Genomic DNA, 18,804 nt, shown 5'->3' with positions numbered 1-18,804 from the left:
GTTGTTGTAAAACTAGAAAGCTTTTTTGTTTTAATACCTGTACTCCCTTATAAAATTGTATCAATGATTGCTTCCAAGATATTTGCAGATGTTTCTGGCGGCTCATCATTAGATATTTTACCGTCGCTCACATTCATCGTCCATGATTCATTGTTTTGCTAACCCCTACATCGTGTAGGGGTTCCGGTAAAATATCCATGTTCGCCGACAAACATATGCAAATATCTTTAACCAAGCTTCCATTGATACAATTTATACTCCCGTACGGCAAGAAAAGATAAAAACTAAGTTTTGTTTTGCAACAGCCCTTTTTTTACAACACTTGATTTACTTGATTCCGGCCATTGGACTTTGATTTGTACACTGCCTCGTCCACACGTTTAAGCACATCCGTATAGTCCGTATCTGTTTCTTTAAAATATGAAACTCCTATGGATAAAGATGGCGTAATTTCATCCGTATCCATTTTTATCTTCACAGTTGATACTACTGATAAAATTGATTCGCCATATTTGATTGCATTTTTTTCCTGCAAGCCGAATATAATGATAATAAATTCATCTCCGCCCCACCGAATCAATTTATCAGAACTTCTTATTATATGTGAAATAGCATTTACAGTTTCAATCAAGGCCTTATCTCCGGTGGCATGTCCATAAGTGTCATTGATGTGCTTGAAATAATCCAAATCAAACATCATAACAGCAGAATTATGTCCCTTTTGCTTATAGTCCTTAAATGCATCACTGAGGCTTTTAGTTCCGCTTCTTCTACTATCAGCCTTTGTAAGTAAATCCTGATTAATTTCAGATTCCAAGATTTTTTTCGAATGACGACTATATAATTTTTCGATTAACATGATTAAAGAATAACTCAGTAATAGTATAAAAATAAACAAAAGTACTGAATTCAACATAAGCTTGGAAACAAGTTTTTTACTTTCCTCATTCGTTTGCTTGATAGAAGCATTTAAATCTTTTTCATAAGTTCCCATGGCTATGACCCAATTAAATCGTTTATATAACTTTGCATAAGTTAGTTTTTCTGAAACAGTATCCTGCTCTAATTCTTTAAAATAGTAAGAAAAAAATAGTTCTCCGTTTTTATTGATTCCCTGCAGTTCCTTTAAATAGGGCAAATTCCCTTTCATATCAGTCATATCGGTAGAAAGATACATCCCCTCTGTTTCAGGAAGATTTGGATGAACTCTTCTGATTGCATAGTTTTTTCCGCCATTATAGTTTAAAATCTCATTTACCCACATATAAGAATCGTCATTGAATCTGGTATCTCTAATTGCTTCAGCCATCTCAGCTTTTACTATTTCATTAACATAATTTTTACTGATTCCATAAACAGCGGTCTGACTCCCATGATGAACAATTTTGTAAGATGCTAATTTAGCTTGGATATTACCCAGAGTTATATCCCATGATTTACCAGAAACATTTTGCGGATCATACATTACTTTATTCTCTTTTGCATCCCATAGAAGTACAGTCCAAAAATTATAATCAGTATTGCTCTCAAAAAAGTTGAGATAGAAATCATGAAATTCCTCATTACTCATTGACATTTTTAAATTAATAATAACAGAAGTATTTGTAACTAATTTGTCAATGTATGCAGTTTTAATTTTTATTTTATTATCAATTTGAGTAATAAGATTATTGACCGTATATTTCAGAAAGTCCTTTCTCATCCTAAGTATGGTTTCCTGTGTATTATTCAAATAAATATCGCTAACCTTATTAATAGATAATACGAAGTAGGAGACAATAATAAAAAAAACAATGCTAGTAAACAAGGTCATAATAAATATATATTTACGTTTAATTATACTATCTCTCCCCTTCAAGCAAGTTTACCATGTACATAAACAGCTACAATTTACCATTTTTTACCTAGACTCTCTTAAAAAAGCACGCATATTTCTAATATTATATATGAGATAATATTAACTGTCAAAATCGTTTATATCGTAGAAAGTTGGCGAATCACTCATTAATACAGCCTTACAGCACTTGGACGGTTGTTCTCTTAATAGCACCATCATCAAAAAGGTATTCCATCTATTTTGTGGAATACCTTTCTCTCATATTAAATACAATTAATTATGATTTTAAATCTATCGGTATGGTAACGAAAACCACTGTCCCTTCATCCTCTTCACTCTCATAACTGATTGTCCCATGCAGTAGCTCCAATATACGTTTTACAATTGACAGTCCCAATCCATTTCCATGTTTCTTATGCGATTCATCACACTGATAAAACTTGTCATAGATTTTTGGCAGTTTTTCCTTTGGAATTCCGATACCGTCATCTTCAATCCTGACTAACAGTTGTCCATCCTCTTTTTTTACGCGGATTTTTATATACGGCTTCATATCCGAATACTTAATCGCATTATCGATAAGATTAGTCCACAGTTGCATAAGAAGAGAGGCATCACTTTCTACTGTCACTGCATCCATCTCTAAATCAAAGCTAATGTCCATCTCATACCACTTTTGCGTCAAAAGAATAATACATTTTCTAATCTGCTCGTCTATACGAACTTTGTTTTTCTTTGCTACAATCTCCTGATAGTCTAATCTGGACATCTGAAGCATGTTTTCGCACAAAACGGATAATCTTCTGGATTCATTATTGATTAGTTGAAGATACTCCTCCTGCTCCTGTTTATCTAGCTTTCCATCCATCAGTATCTCTGAAAATCCAGTTATTGCAGCTACCGGAGTCTTTACCTCATGGGATACATTGCTCATGAAGTCCTTTCTCATGTAGTCCATGCCATTTAACTCCATTGCCATCTTATTCACATTGGCTTCTAATTCATCTAATTCATTAGCATATTCAAATTTATCATTTCGTTGTTCCTTTCGTTCCACTCTGGCCGAAAAGTCTCCCTTTGCAATCATATTTACCGTCTTGCTCAATGCTTCTATAGGCTTTGAAAGATGGCCTGTTACAAAGAATAACAGGCTTCCTCCAATCACCATAGATAAAGTACATACTAACAGACACAGAACGATTAATAAAAAAATTGTTAACGGTCCTTGATATAACAGTCTCGTTCCTAATAAAATAATCCCACATGAAACAATACATGCTAAGCACAAAGTAATAATAGAAGAAAATGCAATATGTGTTCGTAAATGTAGCCTGTATTTTTTCTTATCTCTTTGCGATTCTTCCATGTGACTCCTTCTTTCCTAGTATTTTGCCTTATATCCAAGTCCACGGATTGTGATAATTTCAAAATCCATACAATTTTCAAATTTTCTCCGAAGCTTCTTAATATGTGAATCCACCGTTCTCTCATCTACCTCGCTGTCCATTCCCCATATTTCATCTAAGATTTCTAATCTGGTAAAAATCTTATTGGGATTGCTCAGTAATAAAAACAGCAGATAAAATTCCTTTGGCGGAATCTCGAATTCTTGACCTCCGATATAAATCGTCATTTGACTATAATCAAGTACAGTCTTTCCAACTATAAGCCTTTTTTCATTGGCAATCTTTGATCTCCGAAGAAGTGCATTTACACGCAATATCATTTCTTTTAAGTTAATCGGCTTAATCATGTAGTCATCTGTTCCAGCACGAAATCCCTGTTCCATATCCTCCAGCTGATCTTTTGCTGTTACCATAAGAATCGGTTGTGCATATGACGCATCCCTCAGTTCTTTTGTTAACTCATACCCATCTATTTTAGGCATCATGATATCACTAATAATTAAATCAATATATTCCTGATCTAAAATTCCAAGTGCTTGTGCACCATCAAAAGCAGAAAATGTCTTAAAATTCTCCTGCTTTAATTTGATGCACATAAGTTTATTTAAAGTTTCGTCATCTTCTACCACAAGTATGGAGAACATCATCATAGCTCCTCTACTTCATTATCTTTATAAGCACACCATCCTCCAGTTGATAAATAGTATCAACCAGATCTAAGATACGCTCATCATGTGTAACCATAATCGCTGCCTTTTTCCTCTTCTTCACTTCTTTTGCAATCAATTCAATAACAGCACGCCCCCTTATCTTATCAAGACTGGCTGTAGGCTCATCTGCCAGAATTACATCTGGCTCATTCATAAATGCCCTAGCAATTGCTACACGCTGTTTTTCTCCACCTGATAAACCTTCCGGATATCTTTTCTTCATATCTATCAATTCTAGTTCATTTAATATTTCTTCTGCAAGGGTCTTCTTCTCAGATGTCTTTTTAGTGTTCAGAAACAACTGATCATACACCTTCAGATAGGGAAGAAGCTGATGATTTTGGAAGATGAAGCCCACACGCCTGCGACGAAACTCATTCCATTGTTTTTTCTCCAATATGGTCTGATTTCCTATGATTATGTCACCTTTATCCGCTGACAGTAATGCACCTGCGATAGATAACAATGTGCTTTTTCCACTTCCAGATGGGCCAACAATTGCTACAAATTCCCCCGGTCTTACATCCAGAGATATATTATTTAGAACGATTTTATTCTGTTCTCCATCCTGATAAGCTTTGGATATATTTTTCAGCTGTATTGCATATTTATTCATTGTTCATTTCCTCCAATAGTTATGATTGGATCTACCTGACCTACTCTAAATATAGATAAAATTCCTCCAAATACCGAAATTGCCACAAATGCCATGGATATAACCAGTGCATCCTTTCCTTGAAAGAAAAACGGCATATTGCTTGGCAAAACCTTGGACAGGCCATAGGCTAACAGTGTTCCAAATATTACACCTGTAACAGACAATGCCATAATTTGAGATATCAGAACCCCTGCAATCTGTTTTGTCTTCATTCCAATGGCTTTCATAACACCAAACTGCTTTTGCTTTTGAATTGTAAGAATATAGAAAAATACTCCAAGAATCGCACCGGTAATCACAATCAGAACCCAAATAATCATCTGAATAGTGGTCTGCTCTGCCTCATATCCCGGCAAGTTATTGACGATGGTGTCCTTATTAACAATGTTTACTCCGGACACATTAAGTCCTCCTTGTGCCTGCCCCTGTATAGCAACCACGTTATAAGCTAGAACATAATTTGGGTTACTGCTTTTTCTGATATTGTTGAATGTATCAAATGAAATATATCCGGCTGATACATGACCATAAAAAGCACCTTTTGTAAAGCCTACTACGGTCAGCTGTATTCCGGAAGCTGTATCCTCAACCACATCACCAACACTAATTCCATCTTCCTTATAAGTATCGTTAAGAACGATTTCATGTTCTCCGCTGCTTAATTTCGCTCCATCTGTCACCTCAGGACTTAAAAAAGAACCTGTATCAATTGCCAGATAAGTAATATCCAATTTTTCTGTGCTGTTCTTTTGCTTCACATAGGCACGTTGAATGTTAAGTGGTGACACTGCTCCACTTTTGTGTTTAATCAATTCATTTACCTGCTTTTGTGTCAGGCTGGATGCAGCAATCACATTTTGTGCATCTTCACTAATTGCAAAAAAATCAGCATTACTATTTTCAATTGCTGCACTTACTGCCCTTCCCAATCCATTGGTAAGGCCTGATAAAAATATCACCATAAATATCATAAGAATAATAGTGCACTCTATCAAAATATAATTTTTTTTATAATGTTTCATTTCTTTCCATGCTAACTGCATATGATTAATACCCCCTTATATCTTTCTTATATAAGGGAGTTTACATTGGCTTTATGACCTGAATATGACCAATTTTAATTTTATAGTATAATAGAAATGTAGGAAGTGCTTTCTCAGAAACTCTTTTATGGACGGGAAAACCACATAACAATAACAAGTGTATTTACTTCTTTTTTGCCTTTCAAATTACTGCTGTTCTCATCGTCTTGATTTAAACATTGAAACAGCCAGCCCCACAATGATAATCCCTGCCAACCCCAGACCGGTTTTTAGCACCATCAGGTTCAACGCATACATTTCGCCACCTGAATTGGCACTTAACCCGGAGCCTATAATAATTCCTGCAATAATGATGCTGACAGCTAACAGTACCATACTAAAGGAAATCCTGTTAAAAGCTCTTTCAAACCGTTTTTGTATATTATGAATATCTTTAATTTCAAATTGCACGGAAAAGTCATCCTCTTCCAGCTTGCCTAAAATATCCAGTAAGGCAGAAGGAATTACATTGAACAACTCCTTGTAATTCCATAGGTTTCTTCTTATTTCTCTCCCGATTTCTTCTGTCGAAATGGATTGTGAAACCAGTTTTTTAGCTATAGGCTTTGCCACCACAAGAGCATTGAGGTCAGGAGCCAGACTTTGCAGCAGACCCTGAAGAGTTACAAGTGTTTTACTCAGTAATACAAACTCCCGCGGAATTTTTATATGGTTTAAAAATGCAATATTAAGAATCTCAGAGAGCAATTCTTCAACCTTTATCTCATTCATTGGCATAGTCAAATATTTTTCGATAATTCTATTTACATCTTTTTCAAATTTTTTCATATTACTACGCTTAGGCATTGTTTCCATGTCAACAATGGATTTCACTACCATAGTGCTATCTCTTGAAGTAACACCTATAAAAAAGTTCGAAATCATTTTTTTACGCGTATCATTCAAGGAGCCCACCATACCCAAGTCCAGAAATACAATGGTTCCTTCCGGCAACACTTGAATATTTCCGGGGTGTGGGTCAGCATGAAAAAAGCCGTCCCTAAGTATCTGGTTGCACAAAGATGTGGCAAGCCTGTTAGCCAGCTGCCATGTATCTATGTCATTTGCTTCGAGCGTTTTGCCGTCATCAACCCGAATGCCTTTAATGTAATCCATGGTCAACACACGTTTGGTTGTATAAATCCATTTAACCTCCGGGACTTTTACACCTTTATCTTTTGAAAAATTCTTTTTGAAGATATCAAGATTTTCAGCCTCTTTTGTGAAATCCAGTTCATTTTGTATTACATTTTCAAAGTCCATTACCATACCGCTGCAATCATACAAACTCCCATATTGGGTATGGTGGTCGATAAAATGCGCTAAGTCCTTTAAAATATTCAAGTCTTCATGAATTGTTTGTTCTATGCCCGGTCGCTGTACTTTAACGGCTACTTGCTTACCGGAATTCATTTTTGCCCGATGAACCTGTGATATGGAGGCTGCTGCTATGGGCTTTTCATCAAACTCTTTGTAAATATCTTTTAATTGATCTCCAAAGTCCTCTTCAATAACAGCCTTCACTTCTGAAAAGGAAAATGGCTGTACAGAATCCTGTAATTTTTTTAATTCTTCAACAACCTCAACAGGGAAAATATCCGCTCTTGTGCTAAGGATTTGCCCCAGCTTAACAAAGGTAGGCCCCAGCTCCTCCAAACTTAATCGCAGCCTTTCTCCTTTTGAAAGTTTGGAGGTACCGGGCTCTATCTTTGTATTGCGGATACTCTTTTCGAGATTAAGATGAGCAAAGATTCCAAGCTGATCCAGTAATAATCCAAAACCATGTTTACTAAACACTGTTATGATTTGCCTGTATCTTCTAATGTGTATCTTCTTTTTCATCACCATTTTATTTCTATCCTACCCTTCCCCGTTTTTCTGACCTCTTATGTCATTATTAGTCCTCTTTTTTGGCAATTCCCTGTTCTACAAGCACTTGTGTTATTTGCTCTCTTACAATTCTGCCGATTTCATCTTTTGTAACAATATCCTCTTTCTTTGCTACGTTCAACTGATTCATTGCTTTAGCAACCTCATTTCCAATCAGTTTCTTAATTTCATCTCTTTCTTGTTCCCCTTTTTTAATCAGTTCACTTGTATACTGACGTGCATCTTTTTTGGCTATTTCACCCTTGTTTACCAGCTCTTCTACCAGCTCTTCCACCTTTTCTCTTGAATATAAAAAAGCCCCCAACCCTAAATGTAATGATTTTTCAAATAAATTAGTCATAAACATTCCTCCTCATTAAGTTAATATCCTTACTGCCAAATTTATGGAATCAAAAGCATTGTTTTTTAGTATTTGTAGCAGACTTAAAATCATTCTCCATTTCACGCTATTATGGATGTATTATTATATCCAAGACCAAATTTTCAACACAACACTGGCTGTTATCTTTCTCTCATTATATATCATCTATATAAAAATGCTTAATTTTTAATGATTTTATTTCACTAAAATTTGGTCCTGATAGTTTCATTATAAACATCTACTCTTTTTATAACTGGGTACTGCTTCGCCCACTCTTGGATTCGGTGAGCCTCTTCTTCTGATAAATCAAAAACTAATGTTTCATCTCCATAATGTCCACTTGAAAATAATAGCTTTTCACCTCGGTATAAGTTAAGAGTAAACCATTTAATATAGCCTTCTCTGGACATGAAATCTTCCTGTACTTCAATTTCAAAATCATTTGTAACTTTCCCTTGAAAAACAATTTCTTCAGTTTCTTTATTATTTACTTTTGTACCATACTTCAATCCTGATTCGATGGCTTCCACATCGTCAGACCACAGCCTCATTTCAAATGTTTCTGCCTTCTTAAGAACTTTTTTTACAAGACCAATCCACCATGTATAATCTTCAAAAATATGAGCCATGTTGTTACTTGCAAATTTTCCACTATTAATTATAAACATTACATACTGTAACATTAAATCACCTCACAAAACATAAATAATCTTTGTAATATATTAAAAATATGCAAATGGAATGCCTTTATACAGACAGGCGAAAGACTGGGCCAACCAAGGAGTGAAACTCTCCGGAGCTACTCTGGCCAATTTGATTATACGTCCAAGTCATGAATGGCTCGAACCAATGTATGATACTATTAAGAAAAATCTGAAAGATGCTATTTCTGGTCCTTTGAGCATAGACTCTTAACAGTAATTCCGTACAAATTATTTTAAGGTGCCGCATAAAACGTAAGATATTTTTCTATATTTGCCTCCCAATATGCCCCATCATGTTTTCCTTGATTAAAGTAATATTCTGAATCCACACCTTTAGATTGTAATATCTTGTTCAGCTTATCACACCCCTCAAAAAACCGGTAACTATCTTGAGCGCCACAATCCAGATATACCTTTAAGCTGGTAAGATCTTTGTTTTGAGCTACTCTAATTGGATCTCTCTCATTTCTTAGTTTTTCAGTTGGATACAAAAAAGGCACGGGTGCTCCTGTATAACCATCTAAAAAAATTGCAGGACTATGACCACCAACTTTACTAAACATATCCACATGAGTAAATGCCATATGTAAGGCTACCCAACCACCCATTGATACTCCTCCAATATATCGTCCTTTTCTTGAAGAAATAGTGCTATAGGTTTTATCAATAAATGGTACTAATTCCTTATAGAGATAATCTTCATACATACCCGTATTAAAATGAAGCTGTTGATTGCTTGTATTTTTTGCAGAATTTATTCCATAGCTATTATCTATTTGTGGCGCAACAATGATTAAGGGCACTATCTTTTTTTTATCTATTAGCTCATCTGCCTTCTTTTCTACCTTAAGCCCCGGAAACCATGCATCCTCGTTCCCCGTGTATCCATGGATTAAATAAAGTACCGGATATTTGTTCTTGTGACTATATCCTTTGGGCAAATAAATATTGATTTTCATTTCTTTTTCTAGAGCCTTACTTGAAAAAGAGATTTTTGTGAATCGTTTCGAATCAACCTTAGTGTTATTAATAGTTGCTGATGTTTCTGTTGATGATATATTGACACTTTTTTGACCACATCCACTCATTATAAAGAAAACCATAATAATAAATATAAGTGTACTCCTCTTTCTGGCTTTCATATAGTTTATCTCCTCCAAATTACTTTTTTTACTGTTTTCGGTTACTAAACACTTAAGTATGTTTGATTTTGGATTCTTAAACTCTCAAAGAATTAATTTCATTTCTACCTGCATTAATTCCATGTTTAACCATGCACTTGCTTTCCTATATTTCCTTTAGCTATTTACCATATATTGGTACTTAAAGTGTACCACTTCCATTTACACTGGTAAATCCTTTATTTTCAATTCATAAAAATTTTTAATGCAGCATAATAAAATTTTAGCTATGTAGAATTGTGGTAAAATTATAAATTAACAGCAAAGCGTGATAAAAGCACTATGAAAAATTATATTATTGAAGATTTTACCGAGGCGCTCCATGCCATTTATTCCATTTTTTCATTATAATTCATTTATTTTAGTAACCTTTTTTTGAATCACATGTTTTTCACCTAAAGTAAATGCATTTTGAGGACAGTAATTTACACACCTCATACAAGAGATACACTGCTTATGTTGGATTTTCATATGTTGATTCGTTAATTGAATCGCATTTACAGGACAGAATTTTTCGCACATCCTGCATTTTGTGCATAAGGCATAATCTATCCCTATTCTTTCACTGGTTTTTATCCATATTGAACGTCCCTTAGATATATACCTCATTGCATCCGATAAACCTGGTATTCGTCGCCATTTAGCTCTTCCATCAACGAGTGACTGCACATAATCTTCTACCTTGAGCAAAGCAATTTTATTTTTCACTTTCCCTATTTCAGCCTTTTTTCCCGTTGTTTGCATACTGGTTGCCATTTTAAATTCACATGCCCCTATACACCTGTATCCCTTTGCTTCCAGAGATTTTTTCATGGGTCCTACAATTCCACCTGAAAAAACTTCCATGGTATCTGCAAAAAATACTTGTCTCATATTCCCTTCAGGCAGTCTGTCAATAAAGTCCCACACTATTGGAAAAGTTGATTGTATTGCAACCGGAACCACTATTCCCAAATGGTAGTCATTTTCCAATTCAATAGTTCCAGATACAGATATTTTTCTTAATGTAACAAGGTATTTTTGTTTTTCAAAAACCTCTTTTATTTTTCTTGCAACAAGAAGTGTATTTCCTGTCCCTGAAAAATAATAAATAATAATCGGTTTTTTCAACATCATAATTGCCCAAACCTTTCAATAGCAGTATATTAATATGCATCAGCTCGCTTCCAAATATCTAATACTCCGTATTTTCAATCATCACTTCAATAACCCTTTTACCTGAAAGCTTTTTAGCCAACCTTACGATAATCATATTATTTCTTACAGTTTTTCATATGTGCTTTCATTTTTTTCATAGCCCATTCATAATGACTTGCTGTAGCACTTACAAAATAAGATCCTAATGTACTTCCGCCAACCCATTTATATACACCTTTTGAAAATAATTCTTCATTAGAAAAAGTCTCTGCCAAACTTAACACATCCTTATGAGTTTTTTTAAGCAATTCTCCCGCTTGTTCCAATGATGTACTTTGATGTTTTCTCCAAAATTCAACATTCATATCGCCATATGTTTTCCAATTATACGGTTCCGGAATAAATGATTTGTTTTCTCCATTTTCATTTGCCTGTATCCAAGTCAATAAAAGTTGATGCCATTCATAGAGATGAATTAGGATATCTCGAAGATTCTTATCTCTTTTCCAGTGAGCTTCTGTCTTTTTTTCATCTTCTGAAAAATCAAAAGGTGTTGAAAGTTCTGTTTCTGTTAATTTAGAAATCAAAACATTCATATTATCGTAATTAATTGTCGCTGCATTAATCAAATCTGTTTTTGTTGTTGGTCTTCCCATTTTTATTCTCCTTTTTTTCAGATTATAGTATTCTTGCTGAAACAGCCTCCGCTGCTTGTTTAGGAGATATTTTACTAACATCAATTTTCTCTGAATTTAAGCAATCATACTTTTTAATTCTGCTGATACTTCTTTGAATTATGTCTTTGGTTCTTATTCCGTTAGCTACATCTTTGTTCAGCCTACTTTTTAATGCTTCACAGTCTGCTGTTAAAGAAAAGATTTTTGCTGTACAACTACCCAGATCAAGTCTTGAAAGAAGCTCATCAATTATCCACTGCTCGTGCATAACCCAGCAAAAAATTATATTTTCATATTCTGAACAACGAATAAAATTGTTGAGCAAATAGCTTATGTTATCCATTACCATTGCTTTTGTTTCCTCAGTAACCGTAAATGGAGTCATATCCCAGCACCAGTCACCATCGAGAAAAATATTTAGTGGCAGGATTTTTTGTAGTTCTCTGCACGTAGCTGTTTTACCAACACCCATTGTACCATTTATTATTACTAAATTCTTCACATCAATGCCTCTCAAAATATAAGAATCCCTGAACAGATATTCGCCAGTGCTGCTCATGGTATACCGCTGCTCTTAGATAAACTGTAGCGAAAAAACCCTTTTCCTTTAAAATAATCACAGATTGTCAATTCTATTACCCTCAAAAATATTATATCGGTGTCCTGAAATAACATCAATATGGAAATCAATCACTGCTCATTTAGAGACACCCGCCTCACTCTATCATAATCCTCATACTTCTTCATGGCAATGCTCTGCTAGTTCCCAATTGATTTGAAAGCAGAGAGGTACCTTGCTATATGCTACAATAACAGTGAGGTACTATCTCTGGCACAGTCAATATTTGCATATGAAAACCGTGCCAACTATTTTTGGCACGGTTTTTCAAATTTTAAATATGTTCGATTAAATCTGATTAAATAATTTTTTACCATCAAATATGCTTTCTCATAAATGTACCAATAATATCTATAAAACAGGTACTTGTACCCCAACCATAAACTCTAGCATTATCAATGAAATAAATAAAAATGCTGATACCACCGTAATAATAACAATCTCACGTAATGTAGTATTAAGTACAGATCGCATGTACATAAAGTAATATATCGCCTTCCAGATAAGAAACATTATAAAAAGTGAACTGATAATAAAGGTTGAAAATCCACTTCCATTGTAAATCTTTGGTTTTATCAATAGGATATTATATAAAATGATACATAAAAAATTTGGTATATAACTTAGCCCCCATATAGATGCTGTCTGTCTAAAGCTTATTTTTTTGTGAAAATATTTAGACAACAGCCAGAAAACTGTACATACAACAACCCATGTGATGATTACAACGACCAGCCTAAGGAACATACTACTAATATCCAAATTAATTTCATACCTATTCCTATAAGTACAGAAGTACGCAATTGGAGCAAATATCGTTTCTAAAATCGCAGTAGAAAGTACTATAATCATTGATGTCTGAAGCCTATTTTTCACATAATTATTATTAAAAACCCCAAGCGGAGTAAATATTGATTGAAATAAAATATTCATATAGATTTCACCACCTATCCCATAATACCAATTAGCAATTTTGAAAAACTACTACCTAAAACCATCCACAAAACTCCAGATACGCTTACAGATATAACACATGCAAATCTTAACGGCTTTTCAAAAATAAATCTTTCAAAAGATGTCAAAACGAGCTCTTTTTTATTTTCTAAAATTACTTTCAATAAAATTTTTTCTTTCACCCCTTCAGGTGGTGTCACTTCAGTATCCAGTGATTTAATAAGCTTTTCAACTTCTCTGTCGTCCATGATTTTTATCATACCCTTTCATATTCAAATACACTTTTTTAAAAGCAATTTTTGCCCGTTGAAGTATGCCGTCCACGCTCTTAACCGATTTTTCTAGATCTTTAGCAATTTCTTTTACACTTATATCATCCACATATTTCAATATAAGCACGTATCTGTAAAGGGGATTTATTTCATTAAGAGCATTTTGTACACACTGGCGCTTCTCTTTGTCAAGTTCAAACTGTTCCAGATCAAAGCTACTCTCATATTCAATATAGCTGTCATTATCTAGAATCTCATACTTTTCACTACTAATCGCTTTACGATAACTTTCTCTAAGCTTATTTTTCGCTATTGAGCAGAGCCATGTTCGAAATGAACTTCTATTATTAAACCGATCAAGAGATAGCCATGCAGCAGAAAAAGTCTCTTCTACAATATCCTCAGTCATTTGTCTATTTCCTGCTGTTCTGGCATAGATATATGAGTAAACATAATCAAAGCATTGGTCATATTGTTCAGTAAAATACTCTTTCTTTTTTACCTCGTTTATCCTCATCTTCATACTCATTCTACAGAAAATGTCTTTTCAAATATCTTTCTGTCTCCTTCATATAATTCAAAACTATAACCGCCTCTACTTACATTATCACCATCAAGCATAAATGAAACTACGCCTTCAGAATCCGTAGTCAAGGTTACTACATCCTCTTTTATGACCTCGTCATGTTTCAGCCATTTTCCCGTAAACTCAGAACCTTTAGGACATTCTACAATGTGGATGGTTGAATATAAATTTTCAGATTCCGGAATGCTGGTTTTATAGTCTTCCTCAAATTTATTATATTCTTTTGATACTACAAGGTAGATTTCTTTGCCTTGTTTCTCTTCAGCACTGTTATATTTATGTATATCATCCAAAACTTTATCTGCCAATATCATACCGGCAACAGGACCATCACCCTTATTAACAAGAACAAAACCTACTAATATTGCAAGGACGATAAAAATTATTAGTACAATCAAAGACGTCTTCTTTTTCATATATATCTCCTTTCCACTCCCATATACCATTTATTCATTCGCTGTAATTCAGCTCATCTTGTCTCCGAAACACATATAGGCCTAATATTATATTAACTGTGAGGTAAAATGTAAGCAACAGCAATGCACATACAACCTTGTGATCCAGACCAGCTGTTGGCTCGTCTAATACAAGAATTTCTGGTTCTCCAATGGTTGCTATAACAAGCTGAAGTTTTCTCTGCTGTCCCAGTGAAAGACTGTTGATTTTTTTAATAAATCAAGTTCCAGTTCCTTCGCAAATGTTACACTTTCTTAATTTTAGCAAAAAATTGTATTACCTCAAGAGCATTAATTTTATCAACTCCTTTCACCATATTAGTTGCATAAAACGAATAAATCCCCCTGGTAATTATCATATTTTTTACATCCATTACCGGCATGAGTTCTTTTACGGTTATAAATTTCCACCATAATGAAAATCAAATATACCAACTTCTTTCTGAATCTGGACATAAGAAAAGACACTCCGGTTAAAGAATGCCCGATGTATATGGATATTTGCCTATACCAACGTATTTCCTTAATATAAACTTAAACATGTGATACATGAAAATCGTAGAAATATATGGGTACTCTTGTCTGGCATGATAATATATATTTCTTAATTGGTTTTATGGCTGCAATAGAACCTGCACCTGTCGTAATAATAAATACTTTCTTTTTAAACAGCTCGGCTCTGGGAGCAATATTCATTGTCAAAAAGTCCAGATGGTCCAATAAGTTTTTCATACAAGATGACATGCTGCAAGCGCCAAAATGAGGAGTGGTAAATATCAGTGCATCAGAATTAATTATTGTGTTCAAAATTGGAGTTACGTATTTTGAATGAGGACATTTTTCATACGGGTTGCCAAGGCAAAGTTGACACCCAGTGCAAAACTCCGGCATGGCTTCAGGAAGAAAAAACTCGGTGTATTGAACATCTTTGTATTTTGTCAACTCATCTAAAAAGATTTTTGTAGCCTTATAGGTATTACCCTTTCGGGGACTCCCGTGAAACACCGCAACCTTCATAATATCTCTCCTTTGCAACAACAAATTACGACAAACAGTCCATAAATAACTTTCGTAGTTTTAAACTGGTATGTAGCCATATTATTATACAGACTAATGCTGTGAAATGGAATATCAGGCAATTGCAAACAATACGAGCATAAGGCGTAATGGTTATACTACAAATTGTAATATATATCAAAAATCTCCTCTTTACAATTAAACTATTGTCCGGAGGAGATTTTGCCCAACATTATTCAGATACTTTCAAGTAAAGTTAATTCTCTAGCAATTCATGGTACTAGTAAGCACTATTGAGCATGATATTTCTAATTATAATGCAGATAATCTTCAAGTTCCTTGAACAATTTATCAGTAGCGGCATCATCCGGAACAACCATGGTTAATGGTTCATCCAGCTTTAATATAAACATTCCCAGAATAGATTTGGCATCAGCCATACCACTCTTACCATGTATCCATACATCAAATGGATATTTGCATACAATACGGTTTACTTTCTCAATGTCTTCAATGTTTTTTATCTTAATTGATTTAATCATATGTTTTTCCCCCTTTTCTAAATATACCCTAATTCAGATATAAATAAATTTCTTATATAAAACATAATGTATAAACTTCCATCCCGTTGGCCTTATTAAACTTCAGACTTGCCTGAAGTCCCTTTAAATGAAATAACCAAGCTATTAATACATTAAACCGCTTGATCTGCAGCAATTAATTCCTTCATTTTTTGAATTGCTTCTTCAGGCAATGGTTTGAATATTCCTATCAACTTTGCATAATATGCAGTAGTCGCCATCTCTTCTGTATATACTGTTGCTGCCATAGCAGACTTAATATCTTTACCACAGCAGAACATTCCATGGTTCTTTAATAGTACCGCTCTTCCATCTCCCAGTGTATCTACAACTTTCTGTGCAAGGTCATTACTTCCCGGCATTGTAAAAGGAACAATTTTTACTGGCGCAAATTCCGCTTGTGGTGGAGTTGTTGGCAGTAAATCGTTGTCATACATTGCCATAATTGTTGCATACATTCCATGAGTATGTACGGTCGCTTTCATATCTTTTCTTGCTCTTAGCACTGCTGTGTGCATAGGAGCTTCTGATGATGGTTTATATGGGCCATCCAGCCATTTTCCATTCATATCAACAATTGCAATATCCTCAACTTTCATTGTTTTATATGCTATGCCACTTGGGGTAATTGCTACAACATCTTCTTCATCATCTTTCACTGCAATATTGCCGGATGTTCCTTTAATCAGTCCCATATCTACCGCTTCTAAAATTGCATCCAATACCTGTTTTCTGATTTTTTCATATTTCATGATTATTCATCCTTTCCATTACTCTTATTGTTGCAACTATCCAGTCTCATTTCCTTAAAAAGTGTTTCTGCTATAATTACAAAACCCTTTTCATTTTCTGAATAATTTCCCTTTTCTATCTTTAAGATAAGTATAATGGCTTATATCTGGTATTGACATGACAGTTTCTTTTTTTATGTTCAATATTAACGTTTTAATATAATATGTTTATATCTGCAGTATTATAGTAAACCTAGTTTTAAAATAATTTTTCCTTAGACTCTTGATTGTTTCGACGTACCATCCATAACTAAAAATATAATTTTACTGTTCATCAGTATCTTCAACCTTTCTGCATGATTCAAATTTTTTTGATCTTGTGTATAATAGCAGAGTCTCAATTTCGTTTAAACATAGCTCTATTTTCTTTCGATCTTCTTCGTTAACCAAAGGAGAAACAGTAATTACCGGTACTGAAAAATATTGAAAGTCATCCATCTGCACTGTTGTAAGTATCAATGATGGCTGAATTTCATCAATTGCTTCTCTTTTATAAATTGGATAAGGCCCATTTAAGTTTATACGCTTCCCGAAAATTTCTTGCATTTTATTGGTAAAGTAGCAGTTCAGGTCTGAATTCAGATGACTTACAATTGCTACTTTTATCCCATCTCCTCTTAACTTTTGCAGCCAATCCCTTTGTACAGAAAGCAGCAATGGCAACAGATAATCTTCTTCTTCTTTTCCAAGATTTAATTTGCAGATTTGTTGCAGTCTGTCACACAAATCATATGCAATATCTGCCAAAAACGGGTTCTTAATTCTAATCTCATCCAGCAGATATTTATTTTGAGTGTGATATGAAATCATATTATGAAGCAACGCCTGTATATGGAGTGCCATTCCGGCAAAAAGCCTTTTATTATTGCAAAATTCCAGATCATAATCCTGCTGAATATCATTAAGAACTGTTGATGCCAGAAAAATACTCTTTTTCTCTACTTTTTCCAATATACTTTCATAATCCATGATACACAATACCGTTAACTGTTTTAGAATACATCCAAGCCATATATATTCCAAAGGCTCAATATCCAACTGCCACTGTTTGTTCAGCTTTTCCCAAATCTCTGCAGATGCTTCTTGAATTATTAACTCCTCACAAATATTATCAACGTTCTTTAATCTGTGTCCGTCCAGAATCCTTAAATATGCTATGGCAACCGAAATGATTAAATAAACCAGCCCATAATCATCTATTTCCAGTTTATACTCTTTCAAAACCTGTTCTAAAACAATATGAATCTGATTTAAAATCTCCTTACTAATCAAATTTTCTTCCAGTACAATGCCATCTTTTGAATCATAATCCCAATTTTCACAATACAATTGAATTAAAATACTTCTTTTCTTGATTTCGTCATCGGCCAGCCTGACATAATAACCATTTCTTACTAGTTCAAGATAAGGCCTGCTTTCCATGATTCGTTTTTTTATTATCTTCAAGTCATTTTCCAGCGTTGTCTTGCTGATATACATTTCATCCTCTAACTCGCGCAGATCCATGCATTCATTTCCTTTTATAAGCTTCAGGAGCAGTGTTTTTATTCTATCTTCTTTTGTCAGCAGATTATCTTTTTCTGCAATCAACTCGAGAAAAACTCTTCTGTTACCAATTTTGAGGAAATATCCTTTTCCGTGTATAGCTTTAATATATATCCTATAAGGTTCCAGCATATGATTTATTTCACTGATGTCATTTCTCACTGTTCTTTCCGAAATTCCTAGCTTACCGGATAATTCATTTCCTGTACAAATGCCATGAGCAGAGTTCAAAATGCGAAGTAGTTTTCGCTGTCTTATGCTCAATGTAAATGCCCCCATTTTATCACTGCACCTTTCCCTCATTTGATAATATTAAGTATAGCATAAGCGCTTTTTTATAT

The 18,804-nt window shown here is 34.2% G+C and carries 21 protein-coding genes and 1 pseudogene; 1 reads left to right on the top strand and 21 read right to left on the bottom strand.

Translation table 11 applies throughout. The annotated features are described in order from the left end of the window. Positions 1 to 313: 313 nt before the first annotated feature. From P0092_RS03415 to P0092_RS03380, 8 genes are all read right to left on the bottom strand, one after another. Entirely contained in the window at positions 314 to 1,702 is a 1,389-nt protein-coding gene (locus tag P0092_RS03415) for a diguanylate cyclase domain-containing protein (RefSeq protein WP_242831753.1), read from the bottom strand. A gap of 412 nt (positions 1,703 to 2,114) precedes the next feature. Further along, the gene (locus P0092_RS03410) at positions 2,115 to 3,005 is read right to left on the bottom strand and encodes a HAMP domain-containing sensor histidine kinase (protein WP_242831754.1); all 891 of its coding nucleotides are present in this window, start codon (positions 3,003 to 3,005) and stop codon (positions 2,115 to 2,117) included. A gap of 213 nt (positions 3,006 to 3,218) precedes the next feature. Continuing rightward, positions 3,219 to 3,887, bottom strand: a complete 669-nt coding sequence (locus tag P0092_RS03405) for a response regulator transcription factor (protein ID WP_040758697.1) — start codon at positions 3,885 to 3,887, stop codon at positions 3,219 to 3,221. A 13-nt stretch (positions 3,888 to 3,900) separates the two neighbouring features. After that, a complete protein-coding gene (locus tag P0092_RS03400; protein ID WP_004618910.1) occupies positions 3,901 to 4,569 on the bottom strand; it encodes an ABC transporter ATP-binding protein in 669 nt (222 codons plus the stop codon). Next, positions 4,566 to 5,654, bottom strand: coding sequence for an ABC transporter permease (locus tag P0092_RS03395; RefSeq protein WP_004618911.1), 1,089 nt, complete (start codon positions 5,652 to 5,654; stop codon positions 4,566 to 4,568). The genes P0092_RS03400 and P0092_RS03395 overlap by 4 nt, the downstream gene beginning before the upstream one ends. Positions 5,655 to 5,852: 198 nt before the next feature. After that, positions 5,853 to 7,535: an ABC1 kinase family protein gene (locus P0092_RS03390; protein WP_338054761.1), complete on the bottom strand. Its 1,683-nt coding sequence runs from the start codon at positions 7,533 to 7,535 to the stop codon at positions 5,853 to 5,855. 55 nt (positions 7,536 to 7,590) lie between these two features. After that, positions 7,591 to 7,923, bottom strand: a complete 333-nt coding sequence (locus P0092_RS03385) for a phasin-related domain-containing protein (RefSeq protein WP_004618913.1) — start codon at positions 7,921 to 7,923, stop codon at positions 7,591 to 7,593. A 224-nt stretch (positions 7,924 to 8,147) separates the two neighbouring features. Continuing rightward, positions 8,148 to 8,627, bottom strand: coding sequence for a hypothetical protein (locus P0092_RS03380; RefSeq protein WP_004618914.1), 480 nt, complete (start codon positions 8,625 to 8,627; stop codon positions 8,148 to 8,150). 43 nt (positions 8,628 to 8,670) lie between these two features. Between P0092_RS03380 and P0092_RS03375 the strand changes: the two are divergent. Continuing rightward, positions 8,671 to 8,820, top strand: a pseudogene (locus P0092_RS03375) (IS66 family transposase); the annotation flags it as partial. Positions 8,821 to 8,881: 61 nt separating this feature from the next. Here the strand turns inward: P0092_RS03375 and P0092_RS03370 are convergent. From P0092_RS03370 to P0092_RS03315, 13 genes are all read right to left on the bottom strand, one after another. Then, the gene (locus tag P0092_RS03370; RefSeq protein WP_276187069.1) at positions 8,882 to 9,751 is read right to left on the bottom strand and encodes an alpha/beta hydrolase; all 870 of its coding nucleotides are present in this window, start codon (positions 9,749 to 9,751) and stop codon (positions 8,882 to 8,884) included. A gap of 423 nt (positions 9,752 to 10,174) precedes the next feature. Further along, positions 10,175 to 10,945 carry an EFR1 family ferrodoxin gene (locus P0092_RS03365; protein WP_004618916.1) on the bottom strand — a complete coding sequence of 257 codons (771 nt, stop codon included), beginning with the start codon at positions 10,943 to 10,945 and terminating at the stop codon, positions 10,175 to 10,177. A 137-nt stretch (positions 10,946 to 11,082) separates the two neighbouring features. After that, entirely contained in the window at positions 11,083 to 11,622 is a 540-nt protein-coding gene (locus tag P0092_RS03360) for a ClbS/DfsB family four-helix bundle protein (RefSeq protein ID WP_004618917.1), read from the bottom strand. Between the two features lie 22 nt (positions 11,623 to 11,644). Next, positions 11,645 to 12,145: an AAA family ATPase gene (locus tag P0092_RS03355; protein ID WP_040758703.1), complete on the bottom strand. Its 501-nt coding sequence runs from the start codon at positions 12,143 to 12,145 to the stop codon at positions 11,645 to 11,647. Positions 12,146 to 12,613: 468 nt separating this feature from the next. Beyond that, positions 12,614 to 13,114: a YIP1 family protein gene (locus P0092_RS22100; RefSeq protein ID WP_422785456.1), complete on the bottom strand. Its 501-nt coding sequence runs from the start codon at positions 13,112 to 13,114 to the stop codon at positions 12,614 to 12,616. A gap of 95 nt (positions 13,115 to 13,209) precedes the next feature. After that, on the bottom strand, positions 13,210 to 13,476 hold the full coding sequence (locus P0092_RS03350; RefSeq protein WP_276187067.1) for a hypothetical protein: 267 nt from the start codon (positions 13,474 to 13,476) through the stop codon (positions 13,210 to 13,212). Next, positions 13,445 to 14,017 (bottom strand): RNA polymerase sigma factor, encoded by a 573-nt coding sequence (locus P0092_RS03345; protein ID WP_276187066.1) that lies wholly within the window; start codon positions 14,015 to 14,017, stop codon positions 13,445 to 13,447. The genes P0092_RS03350 and P0092_RS03345 overlap by 32 nt, the downstream gene beginning before the upstream one ends. Further along, a complete protein-coding gene (locus P0092_RS03340) occupies positions 14,014 to 14,490 on the bottom strand; it encodes a hypothetical protein (RefSeq protein WP_004618921.1) in 477 nt (158 codons plus the stop codon). Before P0092_RS03340 ends, P0092_RS03345 begins: the two co-directional genes overlap by 4 nt. Before the next feature lie 34 nt (positions 14,491 to 14,524). Next, a complete protein-coding gene (locus P0092_RS03335; protein ID WP_422785455.1) occupies positions 14,525 to 14,722 on the bottom strand; it encodes a hypothetical protein in 198 nt (65 codons plus the stop codon). 341 nt (positions 14,723 to 15,063) lie between these two features. Then, a complete protein-coding gene (locus tag P0092_RS03330; protein WP_004618922.1) occupies positions 15,064 to 15,546 on the bottom strand; it encodes a flavodoxin family protein in 483 nt (160 codons plus the stop codon). Positions 15,547 to 15,854: 308 nt separating this feature from the next. Then, a complete protein-coding gene (locus tag P0092_RS03325; RefSeq protein WP_004618923.1) occupies positions 15,855 to 16,088 on the bottom strand; it encodes a hypothetical protein in 234 nt (77 codons plus the stop codon). 152 nt (positions 16,089 to 16,240) lie between these two features. Next, positions 16,241 to 16,879 carry a class II aldolase/adducin family protein gene (locus P0092_RS03320; protein WP_004618924.1) on the bottom strand — a complete coding sequence of 213 codons (639 nt, stop codon included), beginning with the start codon at positions 16,877 to 16,879 and terminating at the stop codon, positions 16,241 to 16,243. Between the two features lie 303 nt (positions 16,880 to 17,182). After that, positions 17,183 to 18,727: a BglG family transcription antiterminator gene (locus P0092_RS03315; RefSeq protein WP_004618925.1), complete on the bottom strand. Its 1,545-nt coding sequence runs from the start codon at positions 18,725 to 18,727 to the stop codon at positions 17,183 to 17,185. Between the last annotated feature and the right edge of the window lie 77 nt (positions 18,728 to 18,804).

This window comes from Ruminiclostridium papyrosolvens DSM 2782 (assembly GCF_029318685.1).
GTDB lineage: Bacteria > Bacillota > Clostridia > Acetivibrionales > DSM-1351 > Ruminiclostridium > Ruminiclostridium papyrosolvens.
The sequence above is the reverse complement of the archived record's forward strand: the minus strand, read 5'-3'. Positions and strand labels throughout refer to the sequence as shown.

What these genes read in the sequence shown, in the direction of transcription:
- P0092_RS03415 (WP_242831753.1), bottom strand. Translation starts at nt 1,702, where the DNA reads ATGAGAAAGGACTTTCTGAAATATACGGTCAATAATCTTATTACTCAA.
- P0092_RS03410 (WP_242831754.1), bottom strand. Translation starts at nt 3,005, where the DNA reads ATGGTGATTGGAGGAAGCCTGTTATTCTTTGTAACAGGCCATCTTTCA.
- P0092_RS03405 (WP_040758697.1), bottom strand. Translation starts at nt 3,887, where the DNA reads ATGTTCTCCATACTTGTGGTAGAAGATGACGAAACTTTAAATAAACTT.
- P0092_RS03400 (WP_004618910.1), bottom strand. Translation starts at nt 4,569, where the DNA reads ATGAATAAATATGCAATACAGCTGAAAAATATATCCAAAGCTTATCAG.
- P0092_RS03395 (WP_004618911.1), bottom strand. Translation starts at nt 5,654, where the DNA reads ATGCAGTTAGCATGGAAAGAAATGAAACATTATAAAAAAAATTATATT.
- P0092_RS03390 (WP_338054761.1), bottom strand. Translation starts at nt 7,535, where the DNA reads ATGAAAAAGAAGATACACATTAGAAGATACAGGCAAATCATAACAGTG.
- P0092_RS03385 (WP_004618913.1), bottom strand. Translation starts at nt 7,923, where the DNA reads ATGACTAATTTATTTGAAAAATCATTACATTTAGGGTTGGGGGCTTTT.
- P0092_RS03380 (WP_004618914.1), bottom strand. Translation starts at nt 8,627, where the DNA reads ATGTTACAGTATGTAATGTTTATAATTAATAGTGGAAAATTTGCAAGT.
- P0092_RS03370 (WP_276187069.1), bottom strand. Translation starts at nt 9,751, where the DNA reads ATGGTTTTCTTTATAATGAGTGGATGTGGTCAAAAAAGTGTCAATATA.
- P0092_RS03365 (WP_004618916.1), bottom strand. Translation starts at nt 10,945, where the DNA reads ATGATGTTGAAAAAACCGATTATTATTTATTATTTTTCAGGGACAGGA.
- P0092_RS03360 (WP_004618917.1), bottom strand. Translation starts at nt 11,622, where the DNA reads ATGGGAAGACCAACAACAAAAACAGATTTGATTAATGCAGCGACAATT.
- P0092_RS22100 (WP_422785456.1), bottom strand. Translation starts at nt 13,114, where the DNA reads ATGATTATAGTACTTTCTACTGCGATTTTAGAAACGATATTTGCTCCA.
- P0092_RS03350 (WP_276187067.1), bottom strand. Translation starts at nt 13,476, where the DNA reads ATGATAAAAATCATGGACGACAGAGAAGTTGAAAAGCTTATTAAATCA.
- P0092_RS03345 (WP_276187066.1), bottom strand. Translation starts at nt 14,017, where the DNA reads ATGAGTATGAAGATGAGGATAAACGAGGTAAAAAAGAAAGAGTATTTT.
- P0092_RS03340 (WP_004618921.1), bottom strand. Translation starts at nt 14,490, where the DNA reads ATGAAAAAGAAGACGTCTTTGATTGTACTAATAATTTTTATCGTCCTT.
- P0092_RS03330 (WP_004618922.1), bottom strand. Translation starts at nt 15,546, where the DNA reads ATGAAGGTTGCGGTGTTTCACGGGAGTCCCCGAAAGGGTAATACCTAT.
- P0092_RS03325 (WP_004618923.1), bottom strand. Translation starts at nt 16,088, where the DNA reads ATGATTAAATCAATTAAGATAAAAAACATTGAAGACATTGAGAAAGTA.
- P0092_RS03320 (WP_004618924.1), bottom strand. Translation starts at nt 16,879, where the DNA reads ATGAAATATGAAAAAATCAGAAAACAGGTATTGGATGCAATTTTAGAA.